This is a genomic window from Variovorax sp. CF079 (genome assembly GCF_900101545.1).
Taxonomy (GTDB): Bacteria; Pseudomonadota; Gammaproteobacteria; order Burkholderiales; family Burkholderiaceae_C; genus Variovorax.
The window spans coordinates 1-26,198 of sequence record NZ_FMZU01000038.1 but is presented as its reverse complement, the minus strand read 5'-3'; the positions used below and the strand labels follow the sequence as shown (position 1 = coordinate 26,198).

At 68.2% G+C, this 26,198-nt stretch carries 29 protein-coding genes; 10 read left to right on the top strand and 19 right to left on the bottom strand.

What is annotated here, in order from left to right; translation table 11 throughout:
• The coding region (locus BLS74_RS34185; protein ID WP_139191807.1) for an SDR family NAD(P)-dependent oxidoreductase at positions 1 to 107 on the bottom strand (107 nt) is incomplete at its 3' end.
• A gap of 154 nt (positions 108 to 261) precedes the next feature.
• Between BLS74_RS34185 and BLS74_RS32580 the strand changes: the two genes are divergently transcribed.
• Complete coding sequence (locus BLS74_RS32580; protein ID WP_093112018.1) at positions 262 to 1,089, top strand: endonuclease/exonuclease/phosphatase family protein; 828 nt, start codon at positions 262 to 264, stop codon at positions 1,087 to 1,089.
• 12 nt (positions 1,090 to 1,101) lie between these two features.
• On the opposite strand, the gene BLS74_RS32575 is transcribed toward BLS74_RS32580, so the two are convergent.
• The 7 genes from BLS74_RS32575 to BLS74_RS32545 all read right to left on the bottom strand — a co-directional run bounded on the left by BLS74_RS32575 (position 1,102) and on the right by BLS74_RS32545 (position 8,586).
• Positions 1,102 to 2,037, bottom strand: a complete 936-nt coding sequence (locus tag BLS74_RS32575) for a tripartite tricarboxylate transporter substrate-binding protein (RefSeq protein WP_244504135.1) — start codon at positions 2,035 to 2,037, stop codon at positions 1,102 to 1,104.
• A 90-nt stretch (positions 2,038 to 2,127) separates the two neighbouring features.
• The gene (locus BLS74_RS32570; RefSeq protein ID WP_093112014.1) at positions 2,128 to 2,988 is read right to left on the bottom strand and encodes an HpcH/HpaI aldolase/citrate lyase family protein; all 861 of its coding nucleotides are present in this window, start codon (positions 2,986 to 2,988) and stop codon (positions 2,128 to 2,130) included.
• A complete protein-coding gene (locus BLS74_RS32565; protein WP_093112012.1) occupies positions 2,985 to 4,340 on the bottom strand; it encodes an MmgE/PrpD family protein in 1,356 nt (451 codons plus the stop codon). Before BLS74_RS32565 ends, BLS74_RS32570 begins: the two co-directional genes overlap by 4 nt.
• Position 4,341: 1 nt before the next feature.
• The gene (locus BLS74_RS32560; RefSeq protein WP_093112010.1) at positions 4,342 to 5,523 is read right to left on the bottom strand and encodes a CaiB/BaiF CoA transferase family protein; all 1,182 of its coding nucleotides are present in this window, start codon (positions 5,521 to 5,523) and stop codon (positions 4,342 to 4,344) included.
• A 13-nt stretch (positions 5,524 to 5,536) separates the two neighbouring features.
• Positions 5,537 to 6,706, bottom strand: a complete 1,170-nt coding sequence (locus BLS74_RS32555; RefSeq protein WP_093112008.1) for an acyl-CoA dehydrogenase family protein — start codon at positions 6,704 to 6,706, stop codon at positions 5,537 to 5,539.
• Positions 6,707 to 6,713: 7 nt separating this feature from the next.
• Positions 6,714 to 7,604 (bottom strand): HTD2 family dehydratase, encoded by an 891-nt coding sequence (locus BLS74_RS32550; protein WP_093112006.1) that lies wholly within the window; start codon positions 7,602 to 7,604, stop codon positions 6,714 to 6,716.
• Positions 7,605 to 7,608: 4 nt separating this feature from the next.
• A complete protein-coding gene (locus BLS74_RS32545) occupies positions 7,609 to 8,586 on the bottom strand; it encodes a tripartite tricarboxylate transporter substrate binding protein (RefSeq protein ID WP_093112004.1) in 978 nt (325 codons plus the stop codon).
• A gap of 131 nt (positions 8,587 to 8,717) precedes the next feature.
• On the opposite strand from BLS74_RS32545, the gene BLS74_RS32540 reads away from it, so the two are divergent.
• The gene (locus BLS74_RS32540; RefSeq protein ID WP_093112002.1) at positions 8,718 to 9,629 is read left to right on the top strand and encodes a LysR substrate-binding domain-containing protein; all 912 of its coding nucleotides are present in this window, start codon (positions 8,718 to 8,720) and stop codon (positions 9,627 to 9,629) included.
• On the opposite strand, the gene BLS74_RS32535 is transcribed toward BLS74_RS32540, so the two are convergent.
• A complete protein-coding gene (locus BLS74_RS32535; protein WP_212733736.1) occupies positions 9,599 to 11,017 on the bottom strand; it encodes an MFS transporter in 1,419 nt (472 codons plus the stop codon). The genes BLS74_RS32540 and BLS74_RS32535 overlap by 31 nt on opposite strands.
• A gap of 290 nt (positions 11,018 to 11,307) precedes the next feature.
• Between BLS74_RS32535 and BLS74_RS32530 the strand changes: the two genes are divergently transcribed.
• On the top strand, positions 11,308 to 11,535 hold the full coding sequence (locus BLS74_RS32530) for a CDGSH iron-sulfur domain-containing protein (protein WP_093112001.1): 228 nt from the start codon (positions 11,308 to 11,310) through the stop codon (positions 11,533 to 11,535).
• 158 nt (positions 11,536 to 11,693) lie between these two features.
• Here the strand turns inward: BLS74_RS32530 and BLS74_RS32525 are convergent, their stop codons facing one another.
• The 4 genes from BLS74_RS32525 to phaC all read right to left on the bottom strand — a co-directional run bounded on the left by BLS74_RS32525 (position 11,694) and on the right by phaC (position 16,041).
• Positions 11,694 to 12,434 carry a Mut7-C RNAse domain-containing protein gene (locus tag BLS74_RS32525; protein ID WP_093111999.1) on the bottom strand — a complete coding sequence of 247 codons (741 nt, stop codon included), beginning with the start codon at positions 12,432 to 12,434 and terminating at the stop codon, positions 11,694 to 11,696.
• Positions 12,435 to 12,465: 31 nt separating this feature from the next.
• Positions 12,466 to 12,945, bottom strand: coding sequence for an aminoacyl-tRNA deacylase (locus BLS74_RS32520; RefSeq protein WP_093111997.1), 480 nt, complete (start codon positions 12,943 to 12,945; stop codon positions 12,466 to 12,468).
• A 153-nt stretch (positions 12,946 to 13,098) separates the two neighbouring features.
• Positions 13,099 to 14,277: an acetyl-CoA C-acetyltransferase gene (locus tag BLS74_RS32515; protein ID WP_093111995.1), complete on the bottom strand. Its 1,179-nt coding sequence runs from the start codon at positions 14,275 to 14,277 to the stop codon at positions 13,099 to 13,101.
• Between the two features lie 39 nt (positions 14,278 to 14,316).
• A complete protein-coding gene (gene phaC / locus BLS74_RS32510; RefSeq protein ID WP_093111993.1) occupies positions 14,317 to 16,041 on the bottom strand; it encodes a class I poly(R)-hydroxyalkanoic acid synthase in 1,725 nt (574 codons plus the stop codon).
• 112 nt (positions 16,042 to 16,153) lie between these two features.
• Between phaC and BLS74_RS32505 the strand changes: the two genes are divergently transcribed.
• On the top strand, positions 16,154 to 16,450 hold the full coding sequence (locus tag BLS74_RS32505) for a hypothetical protein (protein WP_093111991.1): 297 nt from the start codon (positions 16,154 to 16,156) through the stop codon (positions 16,448 to 16,450).
• Here BLS74_RS32505 and pgeF read toward each other — a convergent pair.
• Complete coding sequence (gene pgeF, locus BLS74_RS32500) at positions 16,382 to 17,128, bottom strand: peptidoglycan editing factor PgeF (RefSeq protein WP_093111989.1); 747 nt, start codon at positions 17,126 to 17,128, stop codon at positions 16,382 to 16,384. The two genes, BLS74_RS32505 and pgeF, sit on opposite strands and share 69 nt — an antisense overlap.
• Positions 17,125 to 17,763 carry a maleylacetoacetate isomerase gene (maiA, locus tag BLS74_RS32495; protein WP_093112022.1) on the bottom strand — a complete coding sequence of 213 codons (639 nt, stop codon included), beginning with the start codon at positions 17,761 to 17,763 and terminating at the stop codon, positions 17,125 to 17,127. The genes pgeF and maiA overlap by 4 nt, the downstream gene beginning before the upstream one ends.
• A gap of 103 nt (positions 17,764 to 17,866) precedes the next feature.
• Between maiA and BLS74_RS32490 the strand changes: the two genes are divergently transcribed.
• From BLS74_RS32490 to BLS74_RS32470, 5 genes are all read left to right on the top strand, one after another.
• Positions 17,867 to 18,568 (top strand): fumarylacetoacetate hydrolase family protein, encoded by a 702-nt coding sequence (locus BLS74_RS32490; RefSeq protein WP_093111987.1) that lies wholly within the window; start codon positions 17,867 to 17,869, stop codon positions 18,566 to 18,568.
• A 93-nt stretch (positions 18,569 to 18,661) separates the two neighbouring features.
• Positions 18,662 to 19,213: an NUDIX hydrolase gene (locus tag BLS74_RS32485; RefSeq protein WP_093111985.1), complete on the top strand. Its 552-nt coding sequence runs from the start codon at positions 18,662 to 18,664 to the stop codon at positions 19,211 to 19,213.
• Positions 19,210 to 19,680, top strand: a complete 471-nt coding sequence (locus tag BLS74_RS32480) for a CreA family protein (RefSeq protein ID WP_093111983.1) — start codon at positions 19,210 to 19,212, stop codon at positions 19,678 to 19,680. Before BLS74_RS32485 ends, BLS74_RS32480 begins: the two co-directional genes overlap by 4 nt.
• Before the next feature lie 15 nt (positions 19,681 to 19,695).
• Positions 19,696 to 21,489: an ATP-binding cassette domain-containing protein gene (locus BLS74_RS32475; RefSeq protein WP_244504134.1), complete on the top strand. Its 1,794-nt coding sequence runs from the start codon at positions 19,696 to 19,698 to the stop codon at positions 21,487 to 21,489.
• A 62-nt stretch (positions 21,490 to 21,551) separates the two neighbouring features.
• Entirely contained in the window at positions 21,552 to 22,067 is a 516-nt protein-coding gene (locus BLS74_RS32470) for a murein hydrolase activator EnvC family protein (protein WP_093111981.1), read from the top strand.
• On the opposite strand, the gene BLS74_RS32465 is transcribed toward BLS74_RS32470, so the two are convergent.
• Positions 22,064 to 23,686 carry a phospholipase D family protein gene (locus tag BLS74_RS32465; protein ID WP_093111979.1) on the bottom strand — a complete coding sequence of 541 codons (1,623 nt, stop codon included), beginning with the start codon at positions 23,684 to 23,686 and terminating at the stop codon, positions 22,064 to 22,066. The two genes, BLS74_RS32470 and BLS74_RS32465, sit on opposite strands and share 4 nt — an antisense overlap.
• Positions 23,676 to 24,113: a DUF1810 domain-containing protein gene (locus BLS74_RS32460; protein ID WP_093111977.1), complete on the bottom strand. Its 438-nt coding sequence runs from the start codon at positions 24,111 to 24,113 to the stop codon at positions 23,676 to 23,678. Before BLS74_RS32460 ends, BLS74_RS32465 begins: the two co-directional genes overlap by 11 nt.
• 119 nt (positions 24,114 to 24,232) lie before the next feature.
• Between BLS74_RS32460 and BLS74_RS32455 the strand changes: the two genes are divergently transcribed.
• Positions 24,233 to 24,502: a hypothetical protein gene (locus tag BLS74_RS32455; RefSeq protein WP_212733735.1), complete on the top strand. Its 270-nt coding sequence runs from the start codon at positions 24,233 to 24,235 to the stop codon at positions 24,500 to 24,502.
• On the opposite strand, the gene BLS74_RS32450 is transcribed toward BLS74_RS32455, so the two are convergent.
• Together BLS74_RS32450 and BLS74_RS32445 are read right to left on the bottom strand one after the other, a co-directional pair.
• Positions 24,477 to 25,037 (bottom strand): NADPH-dependent FMN reductase, encoded by a 561-nt coding sequence (locus BLS74_RS32450; RefSeq protein WP_244504133.1) that lies wholly within the window; start codon positions 25,035 to 25,037, stop codon positions 24,477 to 24,479. The genes BLS74_RS32455 and BLS74_RS32450 overlap by 26 nt on opposite strands.
• 52 nt (positions 25,038 to 25,089) lie before the next feature.
• Positions 25,090 to 25,959 (bottom strand): intradiol ring-cleavage dioxygenase, encoded by an 870-nt coding sequence (locus BLS74_RS32445; RefSeq protein WP_093111973.1) that lies wholly within the window; start codon positions 25,957 to 25,959, stop codon positions 25,090 to 25,092.
• Between the last annotated feature and the right edge of the window lie 239 nt (positions 25,960 to 26,198).

The window sequence follows — 26,198 nt, the reverse complement described above, 5'->3', positions numbered from 1 at the left end:
GGACCGCAGCCGGCGATGACCGTGAAACCATCCTTGTGCAGGCGCTGGCAAATGGCGGTTCCGATGCCTCCCATGCCCCCGGTGACGTATGCGACTCTTTTGCTCATGATGTTCCTTATGTTGACGAGCCTGAACAGGCGCTGTTCACTGTAGCGAAGTTTCGCGCAGCCACCGGCTCAGGAAAACACTGACCCCTCAATGCAACGGGGTGTCACAAGCCGTCCATATACCGCGTTCGAACAGCAGGAAGGCAGGCATCCAATGAAACTCGTGACCTGGAACACCCAATGGTGCTGCGGCCTCGACGGCGTCGTGAGCCCGCAGCGCATCGTCGAGGGCGCGCGCGCCATGGGCGACTTCGACGTCCTGTGCCTGCAGGAGATCGCATCGGGCTATGGCGCCATGCCCGGCGGCCCGGGCGACCAGCCGGCCGAGCTCAGCGCGCTGCTGCCGGGCTTTCAGCTCTTCTTCGGTGCCGCGGTGGACGAGTTCGACCCCGAGGGCCGGCGCCAGCGTTTCGGCAACGTGATCGCGACCCGCCTGCCGGTGTCCCGGGTCCAGCACCACCCGCTGCCCTGGCCGGCCGACCCGGACGTGACCAGCATGCCGCGCATGTGCACCGTGCTCACGCTGACCAGCCCCGAACTCGGGCCCCTGCGCGTGATGACCACGCACCTCGAGTACTACTCGTCGAAGCAGCGCACGGCGCAGGCAAGGACCCTGCTCGCATTGCACGCCGAGGCCTGCGAACAGGCCGCAGCGCCGCCGAAGGCCGACTACGAGGGCCCCTTCCAGCCCAAGCTGCATACGAAGGAAGTCATCCTCTGCGGCGACTTCAACATGGCCGCATCGGACCCGGCGCACGCGACGCTGCGCGAGCGCCTGCGGGATGCGTGGTCGCTGGTGCACGGCAATGCCCCCCACGCACCCACCTTCCGGCTCTTCGACCGCAGGTACGGCCCCGATGCGGTGAGCTACGACTTCGTGTTCGTCAGCGACGGCCTGGCGCCGCGCGTGCGCCGCATCGAGGTCGACCTGGTCACGCGCGCGTCCGACCACCAGCCCGTGTTCGTCGAGTTCGGCGATTGAGGCCTAAGGTTCTCACTCGCCTTGGATGCCGGCGGCGCGGATCACCTTGCCCCACTTGGCGGTCTCGGCCGCGAGGTGGCTGCGCAGCGCCTCGGGCGTGACCTTGTCCATGGGCACGATCTCCGAACTCAGCTCGGCCAGGCGCTGCTTGACCACCTCGTCCTGCAGGGCCGCGCGCAGGGCGACGTTGAGCTTCCCGGTCACGGCGGCCGGCGTGCCCTTGGGCGCGTAGATGCCGTGCCACACGCGCACGTCGAAGCCCTTGAGTCCCTGCTCGTCGAGCGTCGGGATGTCGGGCATGCTCGTTAGGCGCTTGGGCGTGGTCACGCCGAACACCTTGACGCGGTTGCCGTCCTTGATGACCGGCGCCGTCTGCGTGGTCTGGTCGCACAGGAGGTCGACCTGGCCGCCCATGAGGTCGTTGAGCGCCGGGCCGGCGCCCTTGTAGGGCACGGTCGTCAGGTCGACGCCGATCTGGCTCGCGAACAGCAGGCCGCACAGCTGCGAGACGGCGCCGATGCCGGCATTGGCAAGCGAGACCTTGTCCTTGTTGGCCTTCACGTAGGTCAGCAGCTCCTTGAAGTTGTTGGCCGGGAAGTCCTTGCGCGACAGCAGCGTCATCGGCACGTCCATCACCTGCCCGATGTACTCGAAGTCCTTGAGCGGGTCATAGGACAGCTTCTTGTAGAGCGCAGGCGCGGTGGCCATGCCCATGTGATGGATCAGGATGGTGTAGCCGTCGGGCTTCGCCTTCGCGACCCGCGCGGGCGCGATGGTGCCGCCGGCGCCGACCGTGTTCTCGACCACCACCGTCTGCCCGAGCGACTTGCCCATCGGGATCGCCAGCATGCGGGCCACCACGTCGGTCGGACCGCCGGCCGAGTAAGGCACCACCATCGTGATGGGCTTGTCGGGCCACGCGGCCTGGGCCGCAGCGGGCGATTGCATTCCCAGCAGGCCCGCGGCCAGCGATGCGCAAAGCAGAACTTTGGATTTCAGTTCCATGTCGTCGTCTCCTGATGTCGATAAAAACCGGATTCAGACCGCGCCCTGCGCTTCCAGCGCGAGCAGGCGTTGCGCGAGCCGCAGCACGGGCGCGTCGACCATGCGGCCGTCGAGGCTGATCACGCCACCGCCGGCGCACTGCATGGCCTCGTTCACGCGCCGCGCCCAGGCCAGTTGCTCGGCGCTCGGGCCGAGGGCCGCATGCACCGGCCCCACCTGCTCGGGATGGATGCAGAGCTTGGCGCCGAAGCCACCGCGCCGCGCGCGTGCGCAGTCGAGCTGGAGCCGCTCCCGATCGCGCCAGTCGGGCGACACGCCGTCGACCGGTGCTGCGAGCCCGGCGCGGCGCGAAGCCAGCACCAGCGCAAGGCGCACCGGCACCAACTCGGCCTCGTCGGCTTCGCAGGCCAGACCGAGATCGGCCTGGAAGTCCAGATGGCCGAAGGCAAGCCGAAGCACCTGCGCTGCGTTCGCGAGCGCATCGAGCGCGGCGAGCCCGGCGGCCGATTCGATCAACGGCACGAGCACGCCCTGCGGCCCGACCGTCGCGACCAGCGCTGCGAGTTCTTCGGCACGCTCGGCCTTGGGCAGCACCACGCCGGCGAGCCCTTGCCGCGACAGCTGCGCCACGAGCGCGCAGTCTTCGTCGTGCCAGGCCGTGCCTGACGGATTGACGCGCACGAACAGGCGGCTGCGCTCGCCAGCGGACAGCGCCGCATGGCTGCGGGCGAGCTGCTCGCGCGCCGCCGCCTTGCGCTCGGGCGCCACCGCATCTTCGAGATCGACGATCACGGCGCCGGCGCCCGAAGCCAGCGCACGCGCATGGCGCTCGGGCCGGTCGGCCGGCACGAAGAGGAAGGTACGCGCCAATGCAAGCGGTGTTGCAGCGTTCATGAAGACGCTCCCAGCAGCATGCCGACCGAGGGCGCGCGCGCCACGTCCCAGAGCCGCTCGATGGCGTCGTGCATCTCCGCCTCGCTGGCGCCGCCGCTGTAGGCCGCGAGCCGCAGCGCCTTGGCCGTGATCTCTTCGCGGGAGAGCGTGTTGCCGGGGTCGCCCTTGGGTTCGTCGACGCGGCCCTGCAGCACGCGGCCGTCGTTCGTGTGCACCGTGACCTTGCCGATCCAGCGCTTCGGGTAGGCACCGTCCACCTCCGGATCGAGCACCATCTGCACGCAGTCGCGCAGCGCCACCGTGTAGTCATCGCGGAAATGCGCGTCGAACTCGGCCAGCCCGGCCTGCCCGAAGCGCGCCACCAGCGCGAGCACGGTACCCATCGAGAACTTGGACTGGTGCACCGTGGCCGGGTCGACCACCGGCCCCAGCACATCGATCGCGCCCTGGTGCACATGCGTCGTGACGCGCGCCAGGTTCTCGGCGCGCAGATCGTTCGCGCGCATGACTTCGAGCAGCGCATCGGCCGCCGGATGCGTATGGCGGCACGAGGCGTGGTACTTGAACGAGGTCTCGGCCAGCGCCCAGCGTGTGCCTAGGCCATCGACCAGCCGCTCTGGATCGGCATCCTGCGACATGCCCGCGGCCATGCCCTGCGGGCCTTCGAGGATCTGCTGCGCCCCGGTGAAGCCGTCGCGCGCCAGCGTCGCCGCCATCAGCCCGGCCGCGGCCGCATGCGCGGTGTGCAGTTGCTTCGAATCGGCCGCGGTGCGCAGGAACTCCCAGAGCCCGGCCGACTGCGTGCCGGCCGAGCCGAAGGCATGCTGCATGCGTGCCGCGTCGAGCCCCAGCAGATGGCCGGCCGTGGCCGCCGCCGCAAGGGTGCCGGCCGTGCCGGTCGTGTGGAACACCTTGTAGTGCGAACGCCCGAGGAACTCGCCCACGCGGATGCCGACCTCGTAGCCCGCGACCGCCGCCGCGAGCAGTCGTTCGCCGCTGGCACCCAGCGCCTGCGCCCAGGCCAGCGCGACCGGGAAGACCACCGTCGCCGGATGGAACACAGAGCCGTTGTGCACGTCGTCCTGCTCGGCCACGTGCGAGGCCGCGGCATTGACCAGGGCCGCGAAGTACGGGCTCGTGCGCGTGCGGCCCACCAGCACTTCGCTGCGGCCACCCACGGGCCCCATCTCGCGCGCGAAGGCGGCAATGGTCTCGACCGGCCGTGCGCCGTGCCCTGCGATCGCGGAGCCGAACCAATCGACCAGCAGGTCTTCGGTGCGGCGAATCACGGGCGCCGGAATGTCGGTAAAGCGCAGCCCGGCGGCGAAGCGTGCGAGGGATTCGGTGCTCATGTCAGATGGCCTCCGCGGCGCGCAGTGCGTGGATGTCGGCCTCGCTGCGGCCCATCGAACGCAGGATGGATTCGGTGTGCTCGCCGACTGCCGGAATCGCATCCATGCGGTAGTCGAAGGCGCTCTGCCGGCCCGGTGGCAGCAGCGCGGGAATGGCACCGGCCGGCGACTCGACCTCGCGCCAGCGCTCGCGCGCCTGCAGCTGCGGGTGCTGCCAGAGGCCCGCCATGTCGTTCATGCGCGCATTGGCGATCTGCGCCGCGTCGAGGCGTTCGAGCACCTGCGCCGTACTCAGCGCGGCGAAGGTCTCGAGGATCAGGGCCTGCAAGACCTCGCGGTTCGCATTGCGCTTGGCGTTGCTGTCGAAGCGCGGATCGGTCGCGAGCCCGGCCTGCATCAGCACGCCTTCGCAAAAGGCCCGCCATTCGCGTTCGTTCTGCAGGCCCAGCATCACGGTGCCGCCATCGCCCGCGGCGAAGGGGCCGTAGGGGTAGATGGTGGCGTGCGAGGCCGCGCTGCGCGGCGGCGGCGGCGCGCCGTCGTAGGCGTAGTACATCGGGTAGCCCATCCATTCGGCCAGCGACTCCAGCATCGAGACATCGATGTGCGAACCCTTGCCGGTCTTGCCCCGCTGCAGCAGCGCCGCGAGGATGCCGGTGTAGGCATACATGCCGGCCGCGATGTCGGCGATCGAGTTGCCCGACTTGCAGGGCGCATCGGCGGTGCCGGTGATCGACAGGAAGCCCGCCTCGCTCTGGATCAGCAGGTCGTAGGCCTTCTTGTCGCGGTAGGGCCCGTCCTCGCCGTAGCCCGAGATGTCGCAGACGATCAGCGACGGATGCTTCGCCTGCAGCACCTCCGCGCCGAGCCCCATGCGTGCGGCGGCGCCGGGCGCGAGGTTCTGCACCAGCACGTCGGCGCCGGCGACGAGCTCCTGCAGCACGGCCTGCGCGGCCGGCTGCTTGAGGTCGAGCGTGAGACTTTCCTTCGAGCGGTTGACCCAGATGAAGTGCGAGGCCTCGCCGGCCACGCGCTGGTCGTAGGCGCGCGCGAAGTCGCCGCCGCCGGGCCGCTCCACCTTGATCACGCGAGCGCCGAGATCGGCCAGCTGGCGGGTGCAGAAAGGTGCCGCGATCGCGTGTTCGAGCGAGACGACGGTGATGCCGTCCAAAGGTCGTGTCATGACGGATCTCCGATCAGAAGGAGCGCGGCAAGCCCAGCAGGTGCTCGGCCACATAGGAATAGATGAGGTTGGTCGAGATCGGCGCCACCTGGTAGAGCCGCGTCTCGCGGAACTTGCGCTCGACGTCGTATTCGCAGGCGAAGCCGAAGCCGCCGTGGGTCTGCAGACAGGTGTTGGCTGCCTCCCACGAGGCCTTGGCCGCGAGGTACTTGGCCATGTTGGCCTCGGCGCCGCAGGGTTGGCCGGCGTCGAACAGCGCGCAGGCCTTGAAGCGCATGAGGTTCGCCGCCTCGGTCTCGATGTAGTTGTCGGCGATCGGGAACTGGATGCCCTGGTTCTGGCCGATCGCGCGGCCGAACACCTGCCGGTCGCTCGCGTAGCGGCGCGCGCGATCGATGAACCACCAGGCATCGCCGATGCACTCGGCCGCGATCAGCGTGCGCTCGGCATTGAGCCCATCGAGGATGTACTTGAAGCCCCTGCCCTCCTCGCCGATCAGGTTCTCGGCCGGGATCTCGAGGTTGTCGAAGAAGACCTCGTTGGTCTCGTGATTGACCATGTTGAGGATCGGCCGCACGGTCATGCCGCGGCCGATGGCCTGCTTCAGGTCGACGATGAAGATCGACATGCCTTCCGACTTCTTCTTCACCTCCGCGAGCGGCGAGGTGCGCGCCAAGAGGATCATCAGATCGGAATGCTGGATGCGCGAGATCCACACCTTCTGGCCGTTGACCACGTAGCGGTCGCCCTTCCTCACCGCGGTGGTCTTGAGTTGCGTGGTGTCGGTGCCGGTGGCGGGCTCGGTCACGGCCATGGTCTGCAGGCGCAGCTCGCCGGTCGCGATCTTCGGCAGGTACTGGCGCTTCTGCGCCTCGCTGCCGTGGCGCAGCAGCGTGCCCATGTTGTACATCTGGCCGTGGCAAGAGCCCGCGTTGCCGCCGGCGAAGTTGATCTCTTCCATGATCACCGAGGCTTCGGCCAGGCCCAGGCCGGAGCCGCCGTAGTCGGCGGGGATCAGCGCGGCGAGCCAGCCGGCCTCGGTCAGCGCGTTCACGAAGGCTTCGGGGTAGCCGCGCTCGTGATCGACCTTCTGCCAGTAGGCGGAATCGAAACTGCCGCAGAGCGCGCGCAGGGCATCGCGCATCTCCTGATGCGCATCGGGGGCGGGGATCTGGGTTTTCATGGGGCTCTCAGGACAGGCTGGCGGTGGCTTGCATCGCGAGCCAGCCGTCGGCGTCTTCGGCCCACAGCCGGAAGCTCTTGCCGTCGGCCTCGGCGCGGCCATGCACGCGGAAGGAAGCGGTGTCGAAGGTGGGTCGCACCGCGCGGAACTCGAACTTCGACAACGTGGCCTGCGGCTTCTCGCGCCGCAGCAGGTCGACCAGCAGCGTGGCGATCAGCGGGCCGTGCACGATCAGGCCCGGGTAGCCCTCGACCTCGGTCACGTAGCGCCGGTCGTAGTGGATGCGGTGGCCGTTGAAGGTGAGCGCCGAATAACGGAACAGCAGCACGTCGTCGGGCACGATCTCGCGGCTGAATGCCGCGTCCTTCGGTGCCGGGATGGGCGGCGGCGCGGCTTCGCCCGCGGCCGGCGCTGCACGGTAGACGATGTCGTGCTCCTCGGTCAGCACCAGGCCGCGCGCATTGCGGACCTCGTGGCGCACCAACACGAAGACCAGCTCGCCGCTGCGGCCTGCCTTGTGCGAGACCGAAGCGATGGTCGATGTACGTTCGACCGCATCGCCGACCACGAGCGGATTGCCTGCCTCCCACGCCAGTCGACCGCCGGCCCACATGCGGCGCGGCAGCGGCACCGGCGGCAGGAAGCCGCCGCGCTTGGCGTGGCCGTCGGGGCCGATCTCGGATTGACGGTGGTGCGGCAGGAAGTAGAGCCAGTGCCAGAGCTCGGGCAGCCGCGTGCCCTGCCCGGGGGCAGGATCGTCGCGGTCCAGCGTGGCCGCCAGCGCGCGCACCGGCGCGGCCGTGACCTCGTCGGCCAGCGTTTCGCTGCGGCCCTGCCAGGCCTGCAAGCGGGCCAATGCCTCGGCATCGATCACTGAAGGGTGTTGAGAGAGGGTCATGCGTTCAATCCACGGCGGCGCCGGAAGCCTTGACGATCCGCGCCCACTTGGCGATGTCGTCCTGCAGCAGCTTCGTGAACTGCTCGGGCGAGGTCGGCGCCGCGATCTCGACGCCCTGCTGGTCGAGTTTTTCGCGCAGGTCCGGCGCGACCATGGCCTTCTGCGTCGCGTCCTGCAGTTTGGCGAGCACGTCCTGCGGCACGCCGGCCGGTGCGAACAGGCCGATCCACAGCGTGCCGTTGTAGCCCGGCACCGATTCGGCGATGGCGGGCACGTCCGGCAGCACCGGCGAGCGCTTGTCGCCGCTCACCGCCAACGCGCGCAGCTTGCCGGCCTTGATGTGCGGCAGCGCCGAGGGCAGGCTCGCGAACACGATCGGCAGCTGGCCGCCGAGCACGTCGTTGATGGCGGGCGCCACGCCCTTGTAAGGCACGTGCTGCAGCTGGATGCCCGCCATGCTGTTGAGCATCTCGCCGAGCAGGTGGTTGAGCGTGCCGTTGCCGGCCGAGGCGTACTGGTAGGCCGCGTCCTTGCGCTTCGCGAGCGCAAGCAGCTCGCCGAGCGACCTGGCCGGGAACGACGGGTTGACCAGCAGCACGTTGGGCACTGCGCCGATCAGGCCCACGGGGCGGAAATCCTTGACCGGATCGAAGCCCGGGTTCTTGTAGAGCGCGGGGTTGATGGCCTGGCTGCTGCTGATGGTCATGAGCAGCGTGTAGCCGTCCTTCGGCGCCTTGGCCACCAGCTGTGTGCCGATGTTGCCGCCGGCGCCGGGCCGGTTGTCCACCACCACGCTGGCGCCCAGCACCTCGGCGATCTTCTGGCCGACCAGGCGGCCGACGATGTCGTTGGTGCCGCCGGCCGCCTGCGGCACGACCAGCGTGATCGGGCGCGAGGGATAGCCGGTTTGTGCGGCCGCGTGCCCGACCGGCCATAGCGCGGCAGCAGCAGCCAGAAGAAGCGCGAGTGCGCGAAAGCTCATTTGTGTCTCCGTTGCGTTTGGGCGTTCAAGCCACGCCCCGACCCGCATGGTGGCCATGGCGGCACCTGCGCGCAATCTTCGATTTCGAGACCGAGCCTTCAGGATTTCCGAAGGCTTGCTAGGATGCACCCATGCATTTCGACCTGACCGACCTGCGTCTTTTCGTCGCCGCGGCGGAGCTGGGCAGCCTCACGCGCGCGGCCGAACGCCAGCACCTGTCGCTGGCCGCAGCCAGCGCGCGCATCAAGGCGCTGGAGGCGCAGTCCGGGCTGGCGCTGCTGTCGCGCGAAGCGCGCGGCGTGCGCCTGCTGCCGCCGGGCGAGGCCTTTCTCCACCACGCGCGGCTGATGCTGCACCAGGCCGGGCAGCTGCGTTCCGAACTGGCCGAGTACGGCGGGGGCCTGCGCGGTCATCTGCGGGTGTTCGCCAACACCACGGCGGTCAGCGATTTCATGCCCGAGATCCTGCCCGGCTTCCTGGCCCGGCACCCGCGGATCAACATCGACCTTCAGGAAAAACCGAACACCCAGATCCCGCACGGCGTGCTCGACGGCCGCGCCGACATCGGCATCGTCGCCGGGCGCGTCGACACGCTGGGGCTGGAGGCGATCCACTTCAGTACCGACCGGCTGGTGCTCGTGACCTCGCGCAAGCACCGCTTCGCGCGGCGCCGCCGCATCGCCTTTGCCGAGACGCTGGACGAGGACGCCGTCGGCATGCAGCAGGGCAGCACGCTGCACGCCTTCCTGGCGCAGATCACTGAAAGCCTGGGCAAGAGCCAGAAGCTGCGCATCCAGCTCGGCGGCTTCGATGCCATGTGCCGCATGATCGGCAGCGGCGTGGGCATCGGCGTGGTGCCCGAGTCGGCCGCGCGCCGCAATCTCGAGAGCATGCGGCTCGCGTTGATCGAACTCAGCGATCCGTGGTGCGTGCGCGAGCGCTACCTGCTGGTCCGCGACCGCGCCACACTTCCCACCTATGCGCAGGCCCTGGTCGATACCCTCTGCGCGCACTACGCGGCGCAAGACGCCTCTGCCGGCTGAGGCGCACACTGCAGCCGCTGGAACAGCGCCGCCACCGCCAGCGCGAGCAGCAGCAGGTAGACCGTCGAGGCGACGAAGGCGAGCCGCGGCTCCGTCCAGCCCGCGTAGAACAGGATGCCGATCAGCGCCACGCCGAGCGAGTTGCCGACCTGCTGCACGGTGGAAGCCACGCCGGCCGCCACGCCCGCATGGGCCGCGGGCACGCTGGCCAGCACCGCCGACATCAGCGGCGCGATGATCATGCCGAGCCCTGCCCCCTGCAGGCACAACACCGGCAGCAGCCAGGCCACCGCCCCGCTGCCGGGGTGCGTCAGCACGACCGCGATCATCAGCCCGTGTCCCGCGGCCAGCAGCAAGGCGCCGATCGCGATCGTTTGCGGACCGAGCCGAGCGGCCAGCTTCTTCGCCGTCATCGAGGTCGCGAAGAAGCCCACCGCAAGCACCGTGAAGACCAGGCCCGAGGCCAGCGCCTCGAGCCCGAGGATCTGCTGCAGGTAGAGCGCGAGCACGAAGTAGAACGATGCATTGCCGGCAAAGAACGCGAGCGTCACGCCCAGCCCGATAACGAAAGCCGGCAGGCGGAACAGCGCCGGCGCGATCAGCGGATTGCCGCCACGCTGCTCCAGCCGGCGTTGATGCAGCGCCAGCCCGGCGATCAGCGGCAGCGCGACGATCAGCGTGAGCACGCTCCACAAGGGCCAGCCCTGCTGCCGGCCTTCGACCAGCGGCCACAGCACCGCGGCCAGTGCCAGCGCGACCCACAGCGCGCCGGGCACGTCGAGCCGGCTGCGCGCCTCGGGCGCGAAAGGCGGAATAAAGCGCAGGCCGAACAGCAACCCGGCCAGGCCGATCGGCAAGTTGATCAGGAAGCACATCCGCCAGCCCAGCTGCGCGAAGTCGGCATGGATCAGCAGCCCGCCCACCAGCTGGCCGAGCGCCGCAGCCAGGCCCAGCGCCACGCCGTAGGCGCCGAAAGCCTTGGCGCGCGCCTCGCCGGTGAAGACCAAGCCCAGCATCGCCAGCACTTGCGGCTGCAGCAAGGCGCCGGCCAAGCCCTGCACGATGCGCGCCGCAATGAGCGTCGTCGTGCCCTGCGCCAGGCCACAGGCGGCCGAGGCAAGCGTGAACAGCAGCAGGCCCAGCATGAACATGCGGCGGCGTCCGAACAGATCGCCGAGCCGCCCGCCGGTGATGAGCCCGGCCGCGTTCGCGAGGCCGTAGCCTGCGACCACCAGCTGCAGGGCGCTGTCGCTGGCCTTCAGGTCGTGCTGGATCGAGGGCAGCGCGACGTTGACGATGAAGAAGTCGAGCACCACCATGAAGGTGCCGCTCAAGAGCAGCAGCAGCGTGGGCCAGCCGGAGCGAGGGACGGGAAGAGCGGATGTCATGGGGCCACTCTCGCGCGCGGCGCGCGGCGCCGCAATGACCTCCAAGGTCAAGCCGCGCAGGCCCCTTTGTCGGCAGCCATGGTTAGTGCGCGTTGATGCTCGATCAGACTGCCCTGATAAGTCCGAGTTGCTGCTGGGCCTTTACTCCATCGTCCTAAGTGGGACGCGATCTTCGGAGCTTGAGCGGTGAGTACCAGGCGCTTGTCCCGGGCAGCGCGGACTATACTGAATTGTCGACTCGGTTCACTCGAGTTGATCCTTTTGCTGCTTCTAACCCGTCGGAGGCAATCATGACAAGGCTGGTGATGCGCACGCGCAGCAAACCCTATCCAGTGACCATTGGCGGCGAGACGAAATTTATCTGCGGCTGTGGCCTGTCGGCGACCCAGCCCTTCTGCGACGGGACGCACAAGCAGACTCGCGACGAGAAAGAGGGAACGATTTGCTGGTACGACGCCGACGTCGGTCGCAACGAAGTCGCAGATGCGTTCCCCAACATCCGCATCCCGAGCGAATAGTTGTCCCGGGGTCCCCTCGCTTTCAGTGCAATAACTGACGGTACGCAAGGCCAGTGTCCGACCACAGCCATCGAGCCAGTCGGCGGGCTGCCGATCATGGTCACGAAAGGCCCTATCCGGTGGCTACGAGGTCCGTGACGTTCCGAGCGCTGTCGCCATCACTCCGCCAGCAACCCATCCACCATAACGCGCATGCGCTGCCAGTGCGAACCCTCCCAGAACACGCGACGGCAAACATCGCATACGCTGAAACGTTGGTAGCGCTCGCGCACCGCCGGTGGCAGCGTCGACGTGACCAGCGCCTTGTCGATCCCATGCAAGGGCGTGTTGCAGTTCAGACACAGCGTGAACGGCCGCGCACCACGCGCCAGGTCGAGTCGATCGAAGATCTCGCGCAACTGCTCGGCCGATCGCAAGGCATGCACGTAGCAGCCATGCGTGATCCCACGGCGCTTGAGCAGCTCCCGATCCCGCGTCAGCACGATGCGCCCCTGCGCTACAGCGATACGCTCGATCTCTTCGTCGCGGAAATGGTTGTCGTACAGGGTATCGAACCCGGTCATGCGCAGCAGGTGAGCGAGCCCGCCCAGATGCGCATCGGCGACGAAGCGCGTGACGCGCAGCGCATGCTCGCGAACGCGCAGCAGCGGCGTGACATCGAGCGCTTCGAACTTCGGAAACACGGCGACCCGATCGCCATCGCTCAGCAACGCCCCGAATCCGGCCGACTCGCCGTTGACCAGCACCAGCTCGACCTCGGTGTGCGGCACACCGAGCGCCTCGATCATGTGCTTGGCGGTCGCCGCCCGCGCGCACGTGCAGGAGAATTCGTGCCCGCGCCGCTCGCGTGCCAGAAAGTCGTTCAGCTCCTCGTAGAACCGGAAGGTCGCAGTGACCATTGCCAGCCAATGACGGCTTCCGACATCGCACTCAATGCGTCGGCGACTTGCAGAAATTCCCGTGCGGCTGAGCGCGCATCAGCTCGTGAAACTGCTCGCGCGACAACCGCAGCAGCCGCTCGTGATCGCCGCCTTCCATGTAGACGACGTCGCTGGTCTCGAGTTCGTCGTCGACGATGGTCTGGATACCCCAGGCCATGCCGATCGGCGGTATCGCACCGGGTTCGCAGTCCTCGAACAGCGTCGCAACGCGGGCTTCGTCGGCCAGCCTCAGCCTGTGGCGGCCGAGTATGCGGGAGAACTCGCCCAGCATGACCATCTTGTCGGCGGGAACGACGGCCATCACGCAGCCCGTTTCGTCCTCGAGGATGACCGATTTGGCCAGTTGACCCGGAGGAACATGGGCGTTGTGAGCCGTCTCCGCGCTGGTGCGGCTGTGCTCATGCATGCAAACCTCGTAGCGTGTGCCGCGCTGTTCGAGGTAGTCGGACAGATGCGAAGGAATGGACATGGCATGCTCCTTGTGCGAAGCCACGGGCCCTGGTTCGAACAACGGCTCGGCATGCTCGGCCCGGCCGTCTCCTCAGTTTGCTCCCGGCGCCAGCGGATCGCAAGTGAAAGCGCCGCGTGTTGCGCGGCGCTTTCAGGGATGGTGATGGACGCTTCAGCGTTCGATCGTGAGCGCCACCCCCATGCCGCCACCGATGCACAGCGAGGCGATGCCCTTCTTCGCGTTCTGGCGCTGCATCTCGTGCAGCAGCGTCACCAGGATGCGGCAGCCGGAGGCACCGATCGGGTGGCCAATGGCGATGGCGCCGCCGTTCACGTTGACCTTGTTCACATCCCAGCCCATCTCGCGGTTGACGGCGCAGGCCTGCGCGGCGAAGGCCTCGTTGATCTCGAGCACGTCGAGGTCCTGCGGCTTCCAGCCGGCGCGCTGCAGCGCCTTGGTCGAAGCAGGCACCGGGCCCATGCCCATGAAGGCCGGGTCGAGGCCGGTGCTCGCGTAGCTCGCGATGCGGCCGAGCGGTTTCAGTCCCAGCGCGGCCGCCTTCTTGGCGGTCATCACCAACACGGCGGCGGCGCCGTCGTTCAGGCCCGAGGCATTGCCCGCGGTCACGCCGCCGGCCTTGTCGAAGGCCGGGCGCAGGCCGGCCAGGCCCTCGGCGCTGGTCTTGCGGTTGATGAACTCGTCCTGGTTGAAGACCAGCGGATCGCCCTTCTTCTGCGGGATGTTGACGGCGACGATCTCGTCCTTGAACTTGCCGGCATCCTGCGCGGCGGCCGCCTTGGTCTGGCTGCCGAGCGCGAGCTCGTCCTGCGCGGCGCGGCTGATGTCGTACTTCTTGGCCACGTTCTCGGCCGTGATGCCCATGTGGTACTGGTTGTAGACGTCCCACAAGCCGTCGATGATCATCGTGTCGACCAGCTTCCAGTCGCCCATGCGCTGGCCGTTGCGCGAGTTGGGCAGCACGTGGGGCGCCAGGCTCATGCTCTCCTGCCCACCCGCGACGACGATCTCGCTGTCGCCGGTGGCCACCGCCTGCGCCGCCAGCATCACGGCCTTGAGGCCCGAACCGCACACGGCATTGATGGTGAGCGCCGGCGTTTCCTTGGTGATGCCGCTTTTCACGAGCGCCTGGCGCGCCGGGTTCTGGCCGGCACCCGCCGCCAGCACCTGGCCCATGATGACTTCGCCGATCTGGTCGCTGCCGACCTTGGCGCGCGCCAGCACCTCCTTGATGACGATGGCGCCGAGCTCGGTGGCCGGAATCCCGGCCAGCGATCCGCCGAACTTGCCGACAGCGGTACGTGCGGCTGAAACGATGACGATGTCTTCCATGGTGTGCTCTCCGAGGCTGCTATTGAAAAAAAGTGAAGTTCAGGCCTTTGCCTTGACGTAGCGACCGGGCGCCGGCTCGATCGCCTTGTAGGCGCTGCCCTTGCCGTAGGTCTTGGGGGCAGGGATCTGCTTGCCCGCATGGGTCTTGAGCCAGGCGGACCAGTCGGTCCACCAGCTGCCGGGATGCTCGATCGCGCCGGCCAGCCACTCGGCCTGCGTCTTCGGCAGCTTGCCGTCGGCGCGGATCCAGTGGCTGCGCTTTTTCTTGGCCGGCGGGTTGATCACGCCGGCGATGTGGCCCGAGGCGCCCATCACGAAGCGCTTCTTGCCCGACAGCACCTGCGTCGAGGCGTAGGCGCCGCCGATCGGCACGATGTGGTCTTCGCGCGAGCCATAGATGTAGACCGGCGCCTCGATGCGACCGAGGTCGATCTTCTCGCCGGCCACGGTGAGCGCGCCGGGCTGGGCCAGCTTGTTCTCGTGATAGGTGTTGCGCAGGTACCAGCAGTACATCGGGCCCGGCAGGTTGGTGGCGTCGCTGTTCCAGTAGAGCAGGTCGAAGGGCGGCGGGGTCTCGCCCTTCAGGTAGTTGCCGACCACATAGTTCCACACCAGGTCGTTGGGCCTGAGGAAGCTGAAGGTCGAGGCGAGCTCACCGCCCTGCAGAAGGCCGCCCTGGCCCATCTGCATCTCGCGGAACTGCACGAAGCCCTCGTCGATGAAGATGTCGAGCACGCCGGTGTCGACGAAGTCGAGCAAGGTGGTCAGGAGCGTTACGGACGCCGCCGGCTGCTCGCCGCGCGCCGCCAGCACCGCCAGCGCGGTCGAGAGGATGGTGCCGCCGACGCAGAAGCCCAGCGTGTCGATCTGCCCACCCTTCTTGTCCTGGCCGGTGATCTCCCGCGTGACCTGGATCGCCTTGATCGCGGCGTCCTCGATGTAGCGGTCCCAGGTGTACTGGGCCATCGATGCATCGGGATTGCGCCAGCTCACGACGAACACGCGGTGGCCCTGCTCCACCGCATAGCGGATCAGCGAGTTCTCGGGCTGCAGGTCGAGGATGTAGAACTTGTTGATGCAAGGCGGCACCAGGAGCAGCGGCCGCTCGTAGACCTTGGCGGTGAGCGGCTTGTATTCGAGCAGCTGGAACAGCTCGTTCTCGAACACCACGGAGCCCTCGGTGGTCGCCACGTTGCGGCCGACCTCGAAAGCGCTTTCGTCGGTCATGCTCAGGTGGCCCTGCTGCACGTCGTGCAGGAGATTCCGGATGCCCTTGGCGATGCTCTCGCCCTGCGTGTCGAGGGCTTTCTTCATCGCCTCGGCGTTGAAAGCGAAGTAGTTGCTGGGCGCCGAGGCGGCCGTCCACTGCTCGACCGCGAAGCGAAGGCGGGAGCGGGTTTTCTCGTCGGCTTCGACGGCCTCGGCCATGCCGAGCAGCGTGCGCGTGTTGAGCAGGTAGACCGCCGCCGAAAAGGCCGAGACCGGATTGCTGCCCCAGGCCTCGCCCGCAAAGCGCCTGTCGCCGCCGGCGCGGGCCGCGAGGTCCTGGCGCCACAGCTCGGTGGCCTCTTCGACGTACTGCTGCTGCAACTGCTGCAGTTTCTCGGTGGACAGCGAGAACTTCGGCATCTCCCACGGGGCGCCCGCGTTGCCGCCGGCGCCGAGCGACTGGAAGGATTCGAGCGCCTTCTCCCATCCTTGGGTCAGCGCCTGCTGGAAGGGCGCGAAACTATCGGCCGCCGCGGCCTGTTGTTCTGGTCTCATGACGTCTCCTGGTTCCTCGCCTGTTTCGCCTCATGGCAACGGGTTTTGAGTATGCTGCATTCGCAGGGGCCCGACCAGCAAGCCCCGCTATACCTTCCTGAAACAATCGTCTATGCACCTCGTCGTCATCGCCTGGCTGTATGTCGCCCTGATGATGGCGGTCGCAGAAGCCACCAACACCACCGGCACCGTGCTCGGCGCGGTCTTCACCTTTCTACTCTACGGCTTGGCGCCGGTGGCACTGGTGGTTTACCTGATGGCCACGCCGGCACGGCGGCGGGCGCTGCGCGAACGCGAAGCGGCCGAACGCGAAGCCGCGATCCGGGCTGGCGCGAACGCTTCAGCCGCGCCAGATGCAGGCCGCGAAACGCCCGCTGACGCGGTCCCGCCGGTGCGAGAAAAAGAGTAACGGGTTGTGCACCGTGCACCAAGCCTCGGAGCTGTCGTTGCCGTGAAGCTGCGTCACGCCGGCCGCACGCAGGCGTTGGCGGGCCAGGCCGGCCAGGTCGGCCAGCCATTTGCCGGGTTGTCCAGCCGACTTGAAGCATCGAGCGGCTTCAGGGGCGCCGGCATCAAAGGCCGCCTTCACCTCGTCGCCGACCTCGAAGGCATCGGGCCCGATGCAGGGCCCGAGCCAGGCCATGAGCCGGTCGTCCGCGCCGAAGCTCTCCACCGTCCGTTCGAGCACCCCGGCCGCCAAGCCGCGCCAACCCGCATGCGCGGCGGCCACGCGTCGGCCTTGTTCGTCGGTGAACAGCACCGGCAAGCAATCGGCGACCATGATCGTGCAGGCCACGCCGCTGGCGCTGGTGGTGCAGGCGTCGGCGGCCTCGCCATCCGGCGTGGACGCATCGAGCGGCAGCAGCTGCGTGCCATGCACCTGCCGGAGAAACACGGCCCGCGCGCCGATGGCCTGGCGCAGAAGCGCCCGGTTGGCTGCCACATCGGCCGGTGCATCGCCGACGTGATCCCCGAGGTTCAGTCCGCGGTAGTTGCCGCCAGAGACTCCGCCTCGGCGCGTGGTGCACAGCGCATGCACGCCAGCCGGCGCTGGCCAGTCGGGCACCAGCCAGTCGGCAGCGTTCATGCTTCTGCGTCGGGGCAGCGCGAGGGCTGGGCGCGCTGGAAGGCATCGAGCTGCATGCAGGCCTCGAAGGCCGCCATGGTACGCGGCAGGCCGCTGAAGTCGCAGTCGAAGCGCTGGCCATTGAAGACCTGCGGCACCAGGCAGCAGTCGGCCAGCGTGGGCGCGCTGCCCCAGCAATAGAGGCCGGCGGGATGCTGCGCGAGCTGGCGTTCGAAGGCCAGCATGCCCTCGCGCACCCAGTGGCGATACCACGCGTTCTTGCCCGCCTCGTCGAGCTTGAGCTCGCGCACCAGGTACTTGAGCACGCGCAGGTTGTTGAGCGGATGGATCTCGCAGGCGATCGACTGCGCCAGCGCCCGCACGCGCGCGCGGCCCACCGGATCGTGCGGCAGCAGCGCCGGTTCGGGATGCACTTCATCCAGGTATTCGATGATCGCCATCGACTGCGAAAAGCGCTCGCCCTCGTCTTCGAGCAGCGGGACCAGCATGTCGGCCGAGATGGCGGAGAACGGCCCGGTCTTGTGCTCGCCGCGCGCGATGTGCACCGGGATGTAGTCGTAGTCGAGGCCCTTGAGGTTCAGCGCGATTCGTACCCGGAACGAGGCCGAGGAGCGGAAGTAGGAATGAAGCTTCATCATGGTGTGAAGCATAGCCCCGGCCTCGGGGGGGTGCCAAACCCGGGCAGCGCGCCCGGCCCTCTGGCACACTGCCGCTTTCGCTGAAAAGGACGTTTTTCCCATGGCTTCCGAATACGTTTTCACGCCGCCGCCGGTGGTCTCCATTCCCGTGGTCGGCCAGGCAGGCCGCTTCCCCGTGCACCGCATCTACTGCGTGGGCCGCAACTATGAAGAGCATGCGAAGGAAATGGGCTTTACCGGCCGCGAGCCGCCCTTCTTCTTCATGAAGCCGGCCGACGCCGTGGTGGTGGTCGCCGCCGGCGAGACCGGCACCATGGCCTACCCGACTCTCACCAAGAACCTGCACCACGAGATCGAGCTGGTGGCGGCCATCGGCACCGGCGGAAAGAACATCCTGGCGGCCGATGCCCACAAGCACATCTTCGGCTACGCGGTCGGCCTGGACATGACGCGCCGCGACCTGCAGGGCGAGATGAAGAAGCAGGGCCGCCCCTGGGACATCGGCAAGAGCTTCGAGCAGAGCGCGCCGATCGGCCCGATCGTGCCGGTGGCGCAGGCCGGCGATGTCGACAAGGCCGAGATCTCGGTGCAGGTCGGCGGCAAGGACCGCCAGCGCAGCAACGTGAGCAAGCTGATCTGGAGCATCGCCGAGACCATCGAGCACCTGTCGGCCGCCTGGGAGCTCGCGCCCGGCGATCTGATCTTCACCGGCACGCCCGAAGGCGTGGCCGCGGTGGTGGCCGGCGACACGATGGTCGGCGAGGTCACCGGCCTGCCGACCCTGACTGTCAAAGTCATCTGAAGCAATGGGCCCCCACGCTCATCACTTCGTGTATTCGCTGCCCCCCGAGGGCGCGCAGCCCGCCCTTGGGGCGGCCCGGCGCGCGGGCTGAAGATGCTCCTGCGCGTCCCCATCAAGCATTGCAAGAACTGCGGGACCGCGGTGGTCTACCGCCTGCCCGACGACGGCGACACCAAGGAGCGCGCCATCTGTCCGGCGTGCCATACGGTGCACTACGAGAACCCGCTGAACGTGGTCGGTACCATTCCCGTGCTGGGCGAACGCGTGCTGCTGTGCAAGCGCAACATCGAGCCGCGCTGGGGCAAGTGGACGCTGCCGGCCGGCTTCATGGAACTGGGCGAGACCACCGAGCAGGGCGCGGCGCGCGAGACCGACGAGGAAGCCGGCGCCGAGTACGAGATGGAAGGCCTGTTCGCGGTGATGAGCGTGGTGCGCGTGGGCCAGGTGCATCTCTTCTATCGCGCACGGCTCCTGAGCGAGAAGTTCGATCCGGGCCACGAGACCCTCGAGGCCAGGCTCTTCACCGAGGAAGAGATTCCCTGGGAGGAGATCGCCTTCCGCACCGTTCGCGCGGCGCTGGAGCACTACTTCGAAGACCGGCGGCGCGGCAGCTTCGACCGCGTTCACACGCTCGACATCGTATGAAGCATCCTCTTCTCGCACTGTTGTGCTGCGCCGCGCTGGCCGCGAGTGCGCTGGCCGAACCGGTCGGCGAGGTCGACACCGCCTTCAAGCTGATCGGGCCGGACCACAAGATCGTGGTCGAGGCCTACGACGACCCCAAGGTGAGCGGCGTGACCTGCTATGTCTCGCGCGCCAAGACCGGCGGGCTCTCGGGTGCCTTCGGCCTGGCCGAGGACAAGGCCGAGGCCTCCATCGCCTGCCGCCAGGTCGGCCCGGTGCGCGTGACCCAGCCTTTGCCGAAGCGCGAAGAGGTCTACAGCGAACGGCTGTCGATCCTGTTCAAGCGGCTGCGCGTGGTGCGCATGGTCGATCCGGCGCGCAACACCCTGGTCTACCTCACCTACTCCGACTTGCTGATCGACGGTTCGCCGAAGAACAGCGTGACCGCGGTGCCGATCGACCGGGGCACGCCGATCCCGCTGAAGTAGCGGCGGCCGCCTGGCATGAGCGTTGCAGCTGCACCGGGCCATGCGATGGGCGCCATGGGCGAGCTCTACGGCGCGCTGTGGCGCCATGCCGAGGGCAAGCGCGGGCAGCTGCTCGGCGCGACCGCGCTGCTCACCAGCTCCCAACTGCTGCGGCTCACGATGCCGTGGCTCGCGGCGCAGGCCATCAATGCGCTGCAGACCGGCGACATCGCGCGCTCCGGACGCTGGATCGCGGCGCTGGCGGGGATCTACGTGCTGTCGTGGGTTGTCCACGGCCCGGGGCGCATCCTCGAGCGCAACGTGGGCCTGCGCGTGCGCGAGGCGCTGGCCGATGTGCTCTATGCGCGCATCGCCGCCGCGTCGCTCGCCTGGCACGACGGCCACCATTCGGGCGAGCTGCAGCACCGCGTGCACCAGGCGAGCCGCGCCTTGTCGGACTTCGCGCAGAACCAGTTCATCTACCTCACGAACATCGTCAACTTCATCGGGCCCTTGATCGCGCTCACGCTGCTCTCGCGCACCAGCGGCGCGATGGCGATCGCGGGCTACGTGGTGATCGCGATCGTCATCGTGCGCTTCGACCGCGCACTGATGCGGCTGGCCCGCGCCGAGAACGATGCCGACCGGCGCTACGTCGCGGCGCTGCTCGACTTCCTGGCCAATGCCTCGACCGTGATCGGCCTCCGGCTCTCGGCCGCCTCGCGCCTGCTGCTGGGCCGGCGCATGGCTGCGATCTCGGCCCCGCTCAAGCGCACGGTGGTGCTCAACGAGGGCAAGTGGTTCTCGGTCGATGTCATGGGGCTGGCGCTGACCTGGGGCCTGGTCGTGGTCTACGTCTGGCAGTCGCGCACGCCGGGCCAGACGGTGATGCTGGGTGCGGTGTTCATGATCTACCAGTACGCGCAGCAGGCCGCGAGCGTCGTGACCTCGATGGCGGCCAACTTCAGCTTCTTCGCGCGCATGCACACCGACTACGGCAGCGCGGCGCCGATCTGGCAGGCGCCGTCGCGCGCGGACGACCTGGCGCAGGAACGCATCGATCGCGATGCAGCCTGGCGCACGCTGCAGGTCGACGGACTGGTCTGGAACTACCGGCCGCGCGGCACCGAGGCGGTCACCGAGCATGTGCCGAGCGGCCTGCACGCGCTCGCGCTCATGCTGCGGCGCGGCCAGCGCGTTGCGCTCGTCGGGCCCAGCGGCGGCGGCAAGAGCACGCTGCTGCGCGTGCTGGCCGGGCTGTATGCGCCGCAAGGCGGCACGCTGGCAATCGACGGCGAGCCCACGGCCTGGCCGCGGCTGCGCAGCATCGCGACCCTGATCCCGCAGGAAACCGAGGTCTTCGAGGCCAGCGTGCGCGAGAACCTGGGCTTCGGCCAGCCGCTCGATGACGATGCGATCCGGGCCGCGCTGCATGCCAGCACCTTCGACGAAGTGCTCGCGGCCACGCGCGGCGATCTGGACACGCCGCTGTCCGAACGCGGCTTCAATCTTTCAGGCGGGCAGCGGCAGCGCCTGTGCCTTGCGCGCGGCGTGCTGGCCGCGAAAGGCAGCTCGCTGCTGCTGCTCGACGAACCGACCAGCGCGCTGGATGCAGCGACCGAAGGCCGCGTGCTGGAGCGCATTGCGGCGGCTTTCCCCGAGGCCTGCGTGATCGCATCGGTCCATCGGCTGAGCCTGCTCGAGCGTTTCGACACCGTCGTGCTGATGGAAGCCGGCCGCATCGTCGATGCCGGCGCGCGCGCGGCGGTGCTGGCGCGCCAGCCGTCGCTCCAGGCGCCGGCCTCGCCCTCGGCGCGCGCAGCATGCTAAAAATGCGCCTCGGCCCGGATCCCGGTGGAACCCTTGGCGCCGAATCCGTTCCAAAAAAAGCCATGCCATCCAAGACCCTCGCTCTCCGCACCGGCCTCGTCGCTCTTGCAGTCGCCGGCCTCGCCGCCTGCTCGACGACACCGCTGCCTACGCCGCGCGCCGGCCAGCCCACCGCCATTCCCAGCAATCCGGCCCCACAAGCCCAGGCCGCCTTCATCCGGCCGGCGGCGGGCCCGACGCTCTCGCGCTTCGACGGCAAGCGCAACAAGGGCCTGGACATCGCCGGCAGCATGGGCGATGCGGTGCTCGCCTCCGCCGACGGCCGCGTCGTCTATGTCGGCAGCGAACTGCGCGGCTACGGCAACATGGTGATCGTGAAACACAACGAAACCTACCTCACCGCCTACGCGCACGCTCAGAACATCCTGGTAAAGGAAAAGGACGTGGTGCGCCAGGGCCAGAGAATCGCCGAGATGGGCATGAGCGGCGCCGACCGCGTGAAGCTGCATTTCGAGATCCGCAAGCAGGGCGTGGCGGTCGATCCCGAGCCCTACCTCAGCGGACGCTTGATGCCCTAGAGCAAACTCTCCGGCACCAGCGGCGCGAAAAACTCCAGCTTCAGGCGCGAGCCGAAGTCGGTTTCGGGCTCCTCGTGGAAGACGAGATCGGGGCCGCCGTCTTCCGACGGACTCACCCATTCGATCTTGCCGCTGTCCCCCATCCGGACGCGGTAGGCCGCGTCCATGGTGATGAAGCCGATCAGGCTGGTGAGCTGCGCCGCAATCTGCGGGCTGTAGATGAACAGGCCGAGTTCGGTGTTGTGCAGATCGGAGCGCGGATCGAAATTCAGCGAGCCGAGGAACACCGCCTTGCCGTCGACCACCGCCGACTTGCCGTGCAGGCGCCCGGCGGCCGAGCCGAAGACGCCGAAGCGCTTGGTCTGCTCGACCCGCTTGGGGCTCAGTTCGTAGAGTTGCACGCCGACCTTGACCAGTTCGGGCCGGTAGCGGCGGTAGCCCAGGTGCACCAGCGATTCGTCGGTGGCCGCGAGCGAGTTGGTCACGAGCGTGAAGCGCACGCCGCGCTCGCGCAACAGGCGCACCGACTCCATGCCGCCGCGCCCCGGGATCAGGTAGGGCGTGGTGATCAGCGCCTCGCGCTCGGCCGAGCGAACCAGGCGGCGCACGTTGTACAGCACGCCCTCGGGCGCATCGGCCGTCACGCGCGGCCGGTCCTCGCGCGGGCCCAGTGCCTTGTGCGGCGCGTCGGCGTAGGCCTCGGCCCGCGCCCAGATCAGCGAGAGCTCGCCCTCCTCGAAATCCTCGCCCAGCGCCCGATAGCCCAGCAAGTCGCGCTCGATCGGTGCCGAGGGCATCCAGATGGCGGCGTCCCAGGTCATCTCCTCGAAGCGCTCGCGCAGTTGCCGCAGCGAGCCGCCGACGGCCGCCAGCGACTGGACGGGGTACACGTAAGGGCTGTTCCAGTAGACGTCGAACAGCGAGGAGAGCCTCGGGACCACCGCGCCCGTCACCAGCGTATCGATGTCGATGAAGTTCGATCCGGCGTCACGCAGGAAGTATTCGTTGGCGATGTTGCGCCCGCCGACCACCGCCATCGCGTTGTCGGCGACGAAGAGCTTGTTGTGCATGCGGCGATGGATGCGGTCGATGTCGAACAGCGAGGCCGCAAGCCGCGTGCCGAGGCGGTCGCGTCCTGCCGGGAAGGGATTGAACAGGCGCACCTCCACGTTCGCATGGGCGCCCAGGCCGGCCAGCAGCTCGTCGGCGCCGGCGGTGTAGAGGTCGTCGATGAGAACACGCACGCGCACGCCGCGCTCGGCCGCGTCGCGCAGGGTGCGCAGCAGGTAGCGGCCGGTCTCGTCGTTCTGCACCAGGTAGTACTGGATGTCGATGCTGCGTTGCGCGCGGCGCGCGAGTTCGAGGCGTGCATGCATCGAATACGCCGGCATCGGCAACAGCCGGAAGCCGCTCAGTTGCGCGTCGGGCGCGCCCTTGGCGGCCATGCGCGCGAGCGCCGTGTCCGCCGTATCGGCCAGGGCGAAGGACGGCGGACGCTCGACGATCGCCGGAAGTCCGGCACAGCCCGTGACGAGAAGCGCGAGCACGATCGAAACGAGCCACGCGCCCACCCTGCCCCAGCCGCCTTGCGCCCGCCGCATCGAAGGATCAGCCGCCATGGCCGCTCTCGATCAGGGACAAGGTCCCCTGATCGGACCGGCCATCGAAGTACTTGTGCAGGCAGTCGCGGAACACCGCCTGCGACGGGTCGGCCTGGAGAAACAGCGTCATCGACGACCAGAACTTGAGATCGTCCGGCGCGCCGAAGATCTCGCCGATCGCGCGCCCCTGCACGGCCAGCACCAGCGCGCTGCATTCGCGCAGGCGCGGCCCGAGCAGCGGGTGCGCGAGGTAGGCGTGCGCTTCGTCCAGCGATGCGATCGCGTAGTGGCGCGCCATCTCGCTGCGGCCGAGGCCCGCCAATTGCGGAAAGACGAACCACATCCAGTGGCTGCGCTTTTTGCTGTCGCGCAGCTCGTCCCGGACGCGGTCGATCACGGCGTCCTGGGCATCGACGAAACGCTGCAAATTGAAGGGATCGTTCATGGGCAACAGGGACTCTCTGTAGGCGCTTTCTTTCTCCAGGTGGCGAAGTATGCCGCGCGGTTTTGCAATCGCAACGGCATGAAATCCATGCACACGAAAAAGAGAGCCCAGAGACTTTCATGAACTGCGAAGCAATCCATTGCACCGAAACCCGAACCGTCCGGTTCGCCATCTATCCCGACGGCCTCGACGGCCCCCGCATCATTGCCCACATCTCTGAAGCCGCATTGCGCGGCCTGTCTCCAACCCTCGATGGCGACCTGACGGAAACCTGCGAGAACTACTTCGACTGCATCGAGGCCAAGGCCCTGGAGCGCTACCGCGCCGCGCCCTCCGCGCCCATCGTGCTGGACGCGACCGACGTCAGCTCATGCGCTTTACTGCACTGATCCACTTGTCGAAGGCGCGCATCTGGTCGCCGACGAACTTGCGGGTCGTCTCGTCGGTGCACTGGCCTGCGGCGTCGAACTTGGCGCCCGCGCCGCCGATGAACACCTCGGGCTTCGCCAGCACCATGGCATTCATGAACAGCATCACGCGGCGCAGGTCGTACTGAACGCGCGCGCCGCCGACCGGGCCGGGCGAGGCCGAAAGAATGGCCACCGGCTTGTGCGCGAAGGGCTGGTCCTCGCCGCGGCTCACCCAGTCGAGCACGTTCTTGAACACGCCCGGTATCGAGAAGTTGTATTCGGGTGTGGCGATGAGCACGCCGTCGGCGCGGCGGATGCGTTCGCGCAGCGCCAGCACGGCCGGCGGAAGGCCCCTGGCCAGTACGTCGCCGTCGAAGGGCGGTATCTCGCGCCATTCGATGGCGTCCATGCGCATGCTGTCCGGCATCAGCGATGCGGCCAGGTTCAGCGCCATCCGGTTGACCGAGTCGGCGCGCAGGCTGCCGCAGAGGCCGACGATATCCAATGTGCTCACGATGATTTTTCCTGCTGGTTGTGGAAGCTGGATTTGAACAGCGAAGCCGTCTTCATGCAGCCGCTACGGGATTCAGGATGAAATCGAAGTCGAGGGTGTAGTACGGCACCTCGCTGATCCCGCCGTCGGGCGTGGTGCCGGGCGGATGCTCCAGCCAGTCGGCGATCAGCGACCGGCGCACGCCGAAGACGGCGTCGGAGTCGAGGTAGCTGTCGCCGTCGCGGAACACGTGCGTGATCAGGCGCTCGAAACCCGGCGCGGTGATCATGAAGTGCAGGTGGGCGGGCCGCCACGGATGGCGCCCCAGCGCATCGAGCATGCGGCCGACCGGCCCGTCGTGCGGGATCGGATAGGCCTCGGCGCGTATCGACTTGAAATGGAAGTGCCCCTCGGCATCGGCATGCAGGGTGCCGCGGGCGCGGTGGCCGTGCTCGCCGGAATACTGCACGTCGTAGAGCCCGTCGGCATCGGCTTGCCAGACCTGCAGCTGCGCATTCGGCACCGGTGCGCCGTCGAGTCCGAGGACGCGGCCGCGCACGAAGCAGGGCTCGCCCCGCGCGCCATTGGCCACGTCGGCCCCGAGCGGATACTCGGGCGAGCCTTCGACGTGGAAGGGTCCGAACACGGTGGATTCGGTGCATTCGCGCGGCTTGCGGTTGTTGAGCGCCGTCACCAGCATCGACAGCCCCAGCGTGTCCGACAGCAGGATGAACTCCTGCCGCTTGTCGTCGGTGATGTGGCCGACTTCGGTCAGAAACTTGATGCCCGCAAACCACTCGGCCTCGGTCAGCCGGATGTCGCGCGCAAAGGCATGCAGGTGCTGCACCAGGCTGGTCATCACTTCGCGCAGCCGCGGGTCGGCGGCACCCGTGTGACGTGCCAGTACGGCCTGGGTGATGGTGTCTTCATCGAGGTTGCGCACGCGGGTCTCCTTGAACGTTCGGGCCGAACTATGGCATTGCGGCGCCACGCAAGAAAGGAGCTTGGCGGAAAACTGTTTTGCGCCGGCACGCCGCCTCCCGCGGGGCGTTCGGCCTACCATCCCCGCATGAAACCCTTGGCCTTTGTCTACACCAGCCAGCCGCAGCGCGTGGTCTTCGGCGCCGGCAGCCTCGCCCACCTGGCGCGCGAGATCGACGCGCTGGGCGCGCGCCGCGCGCT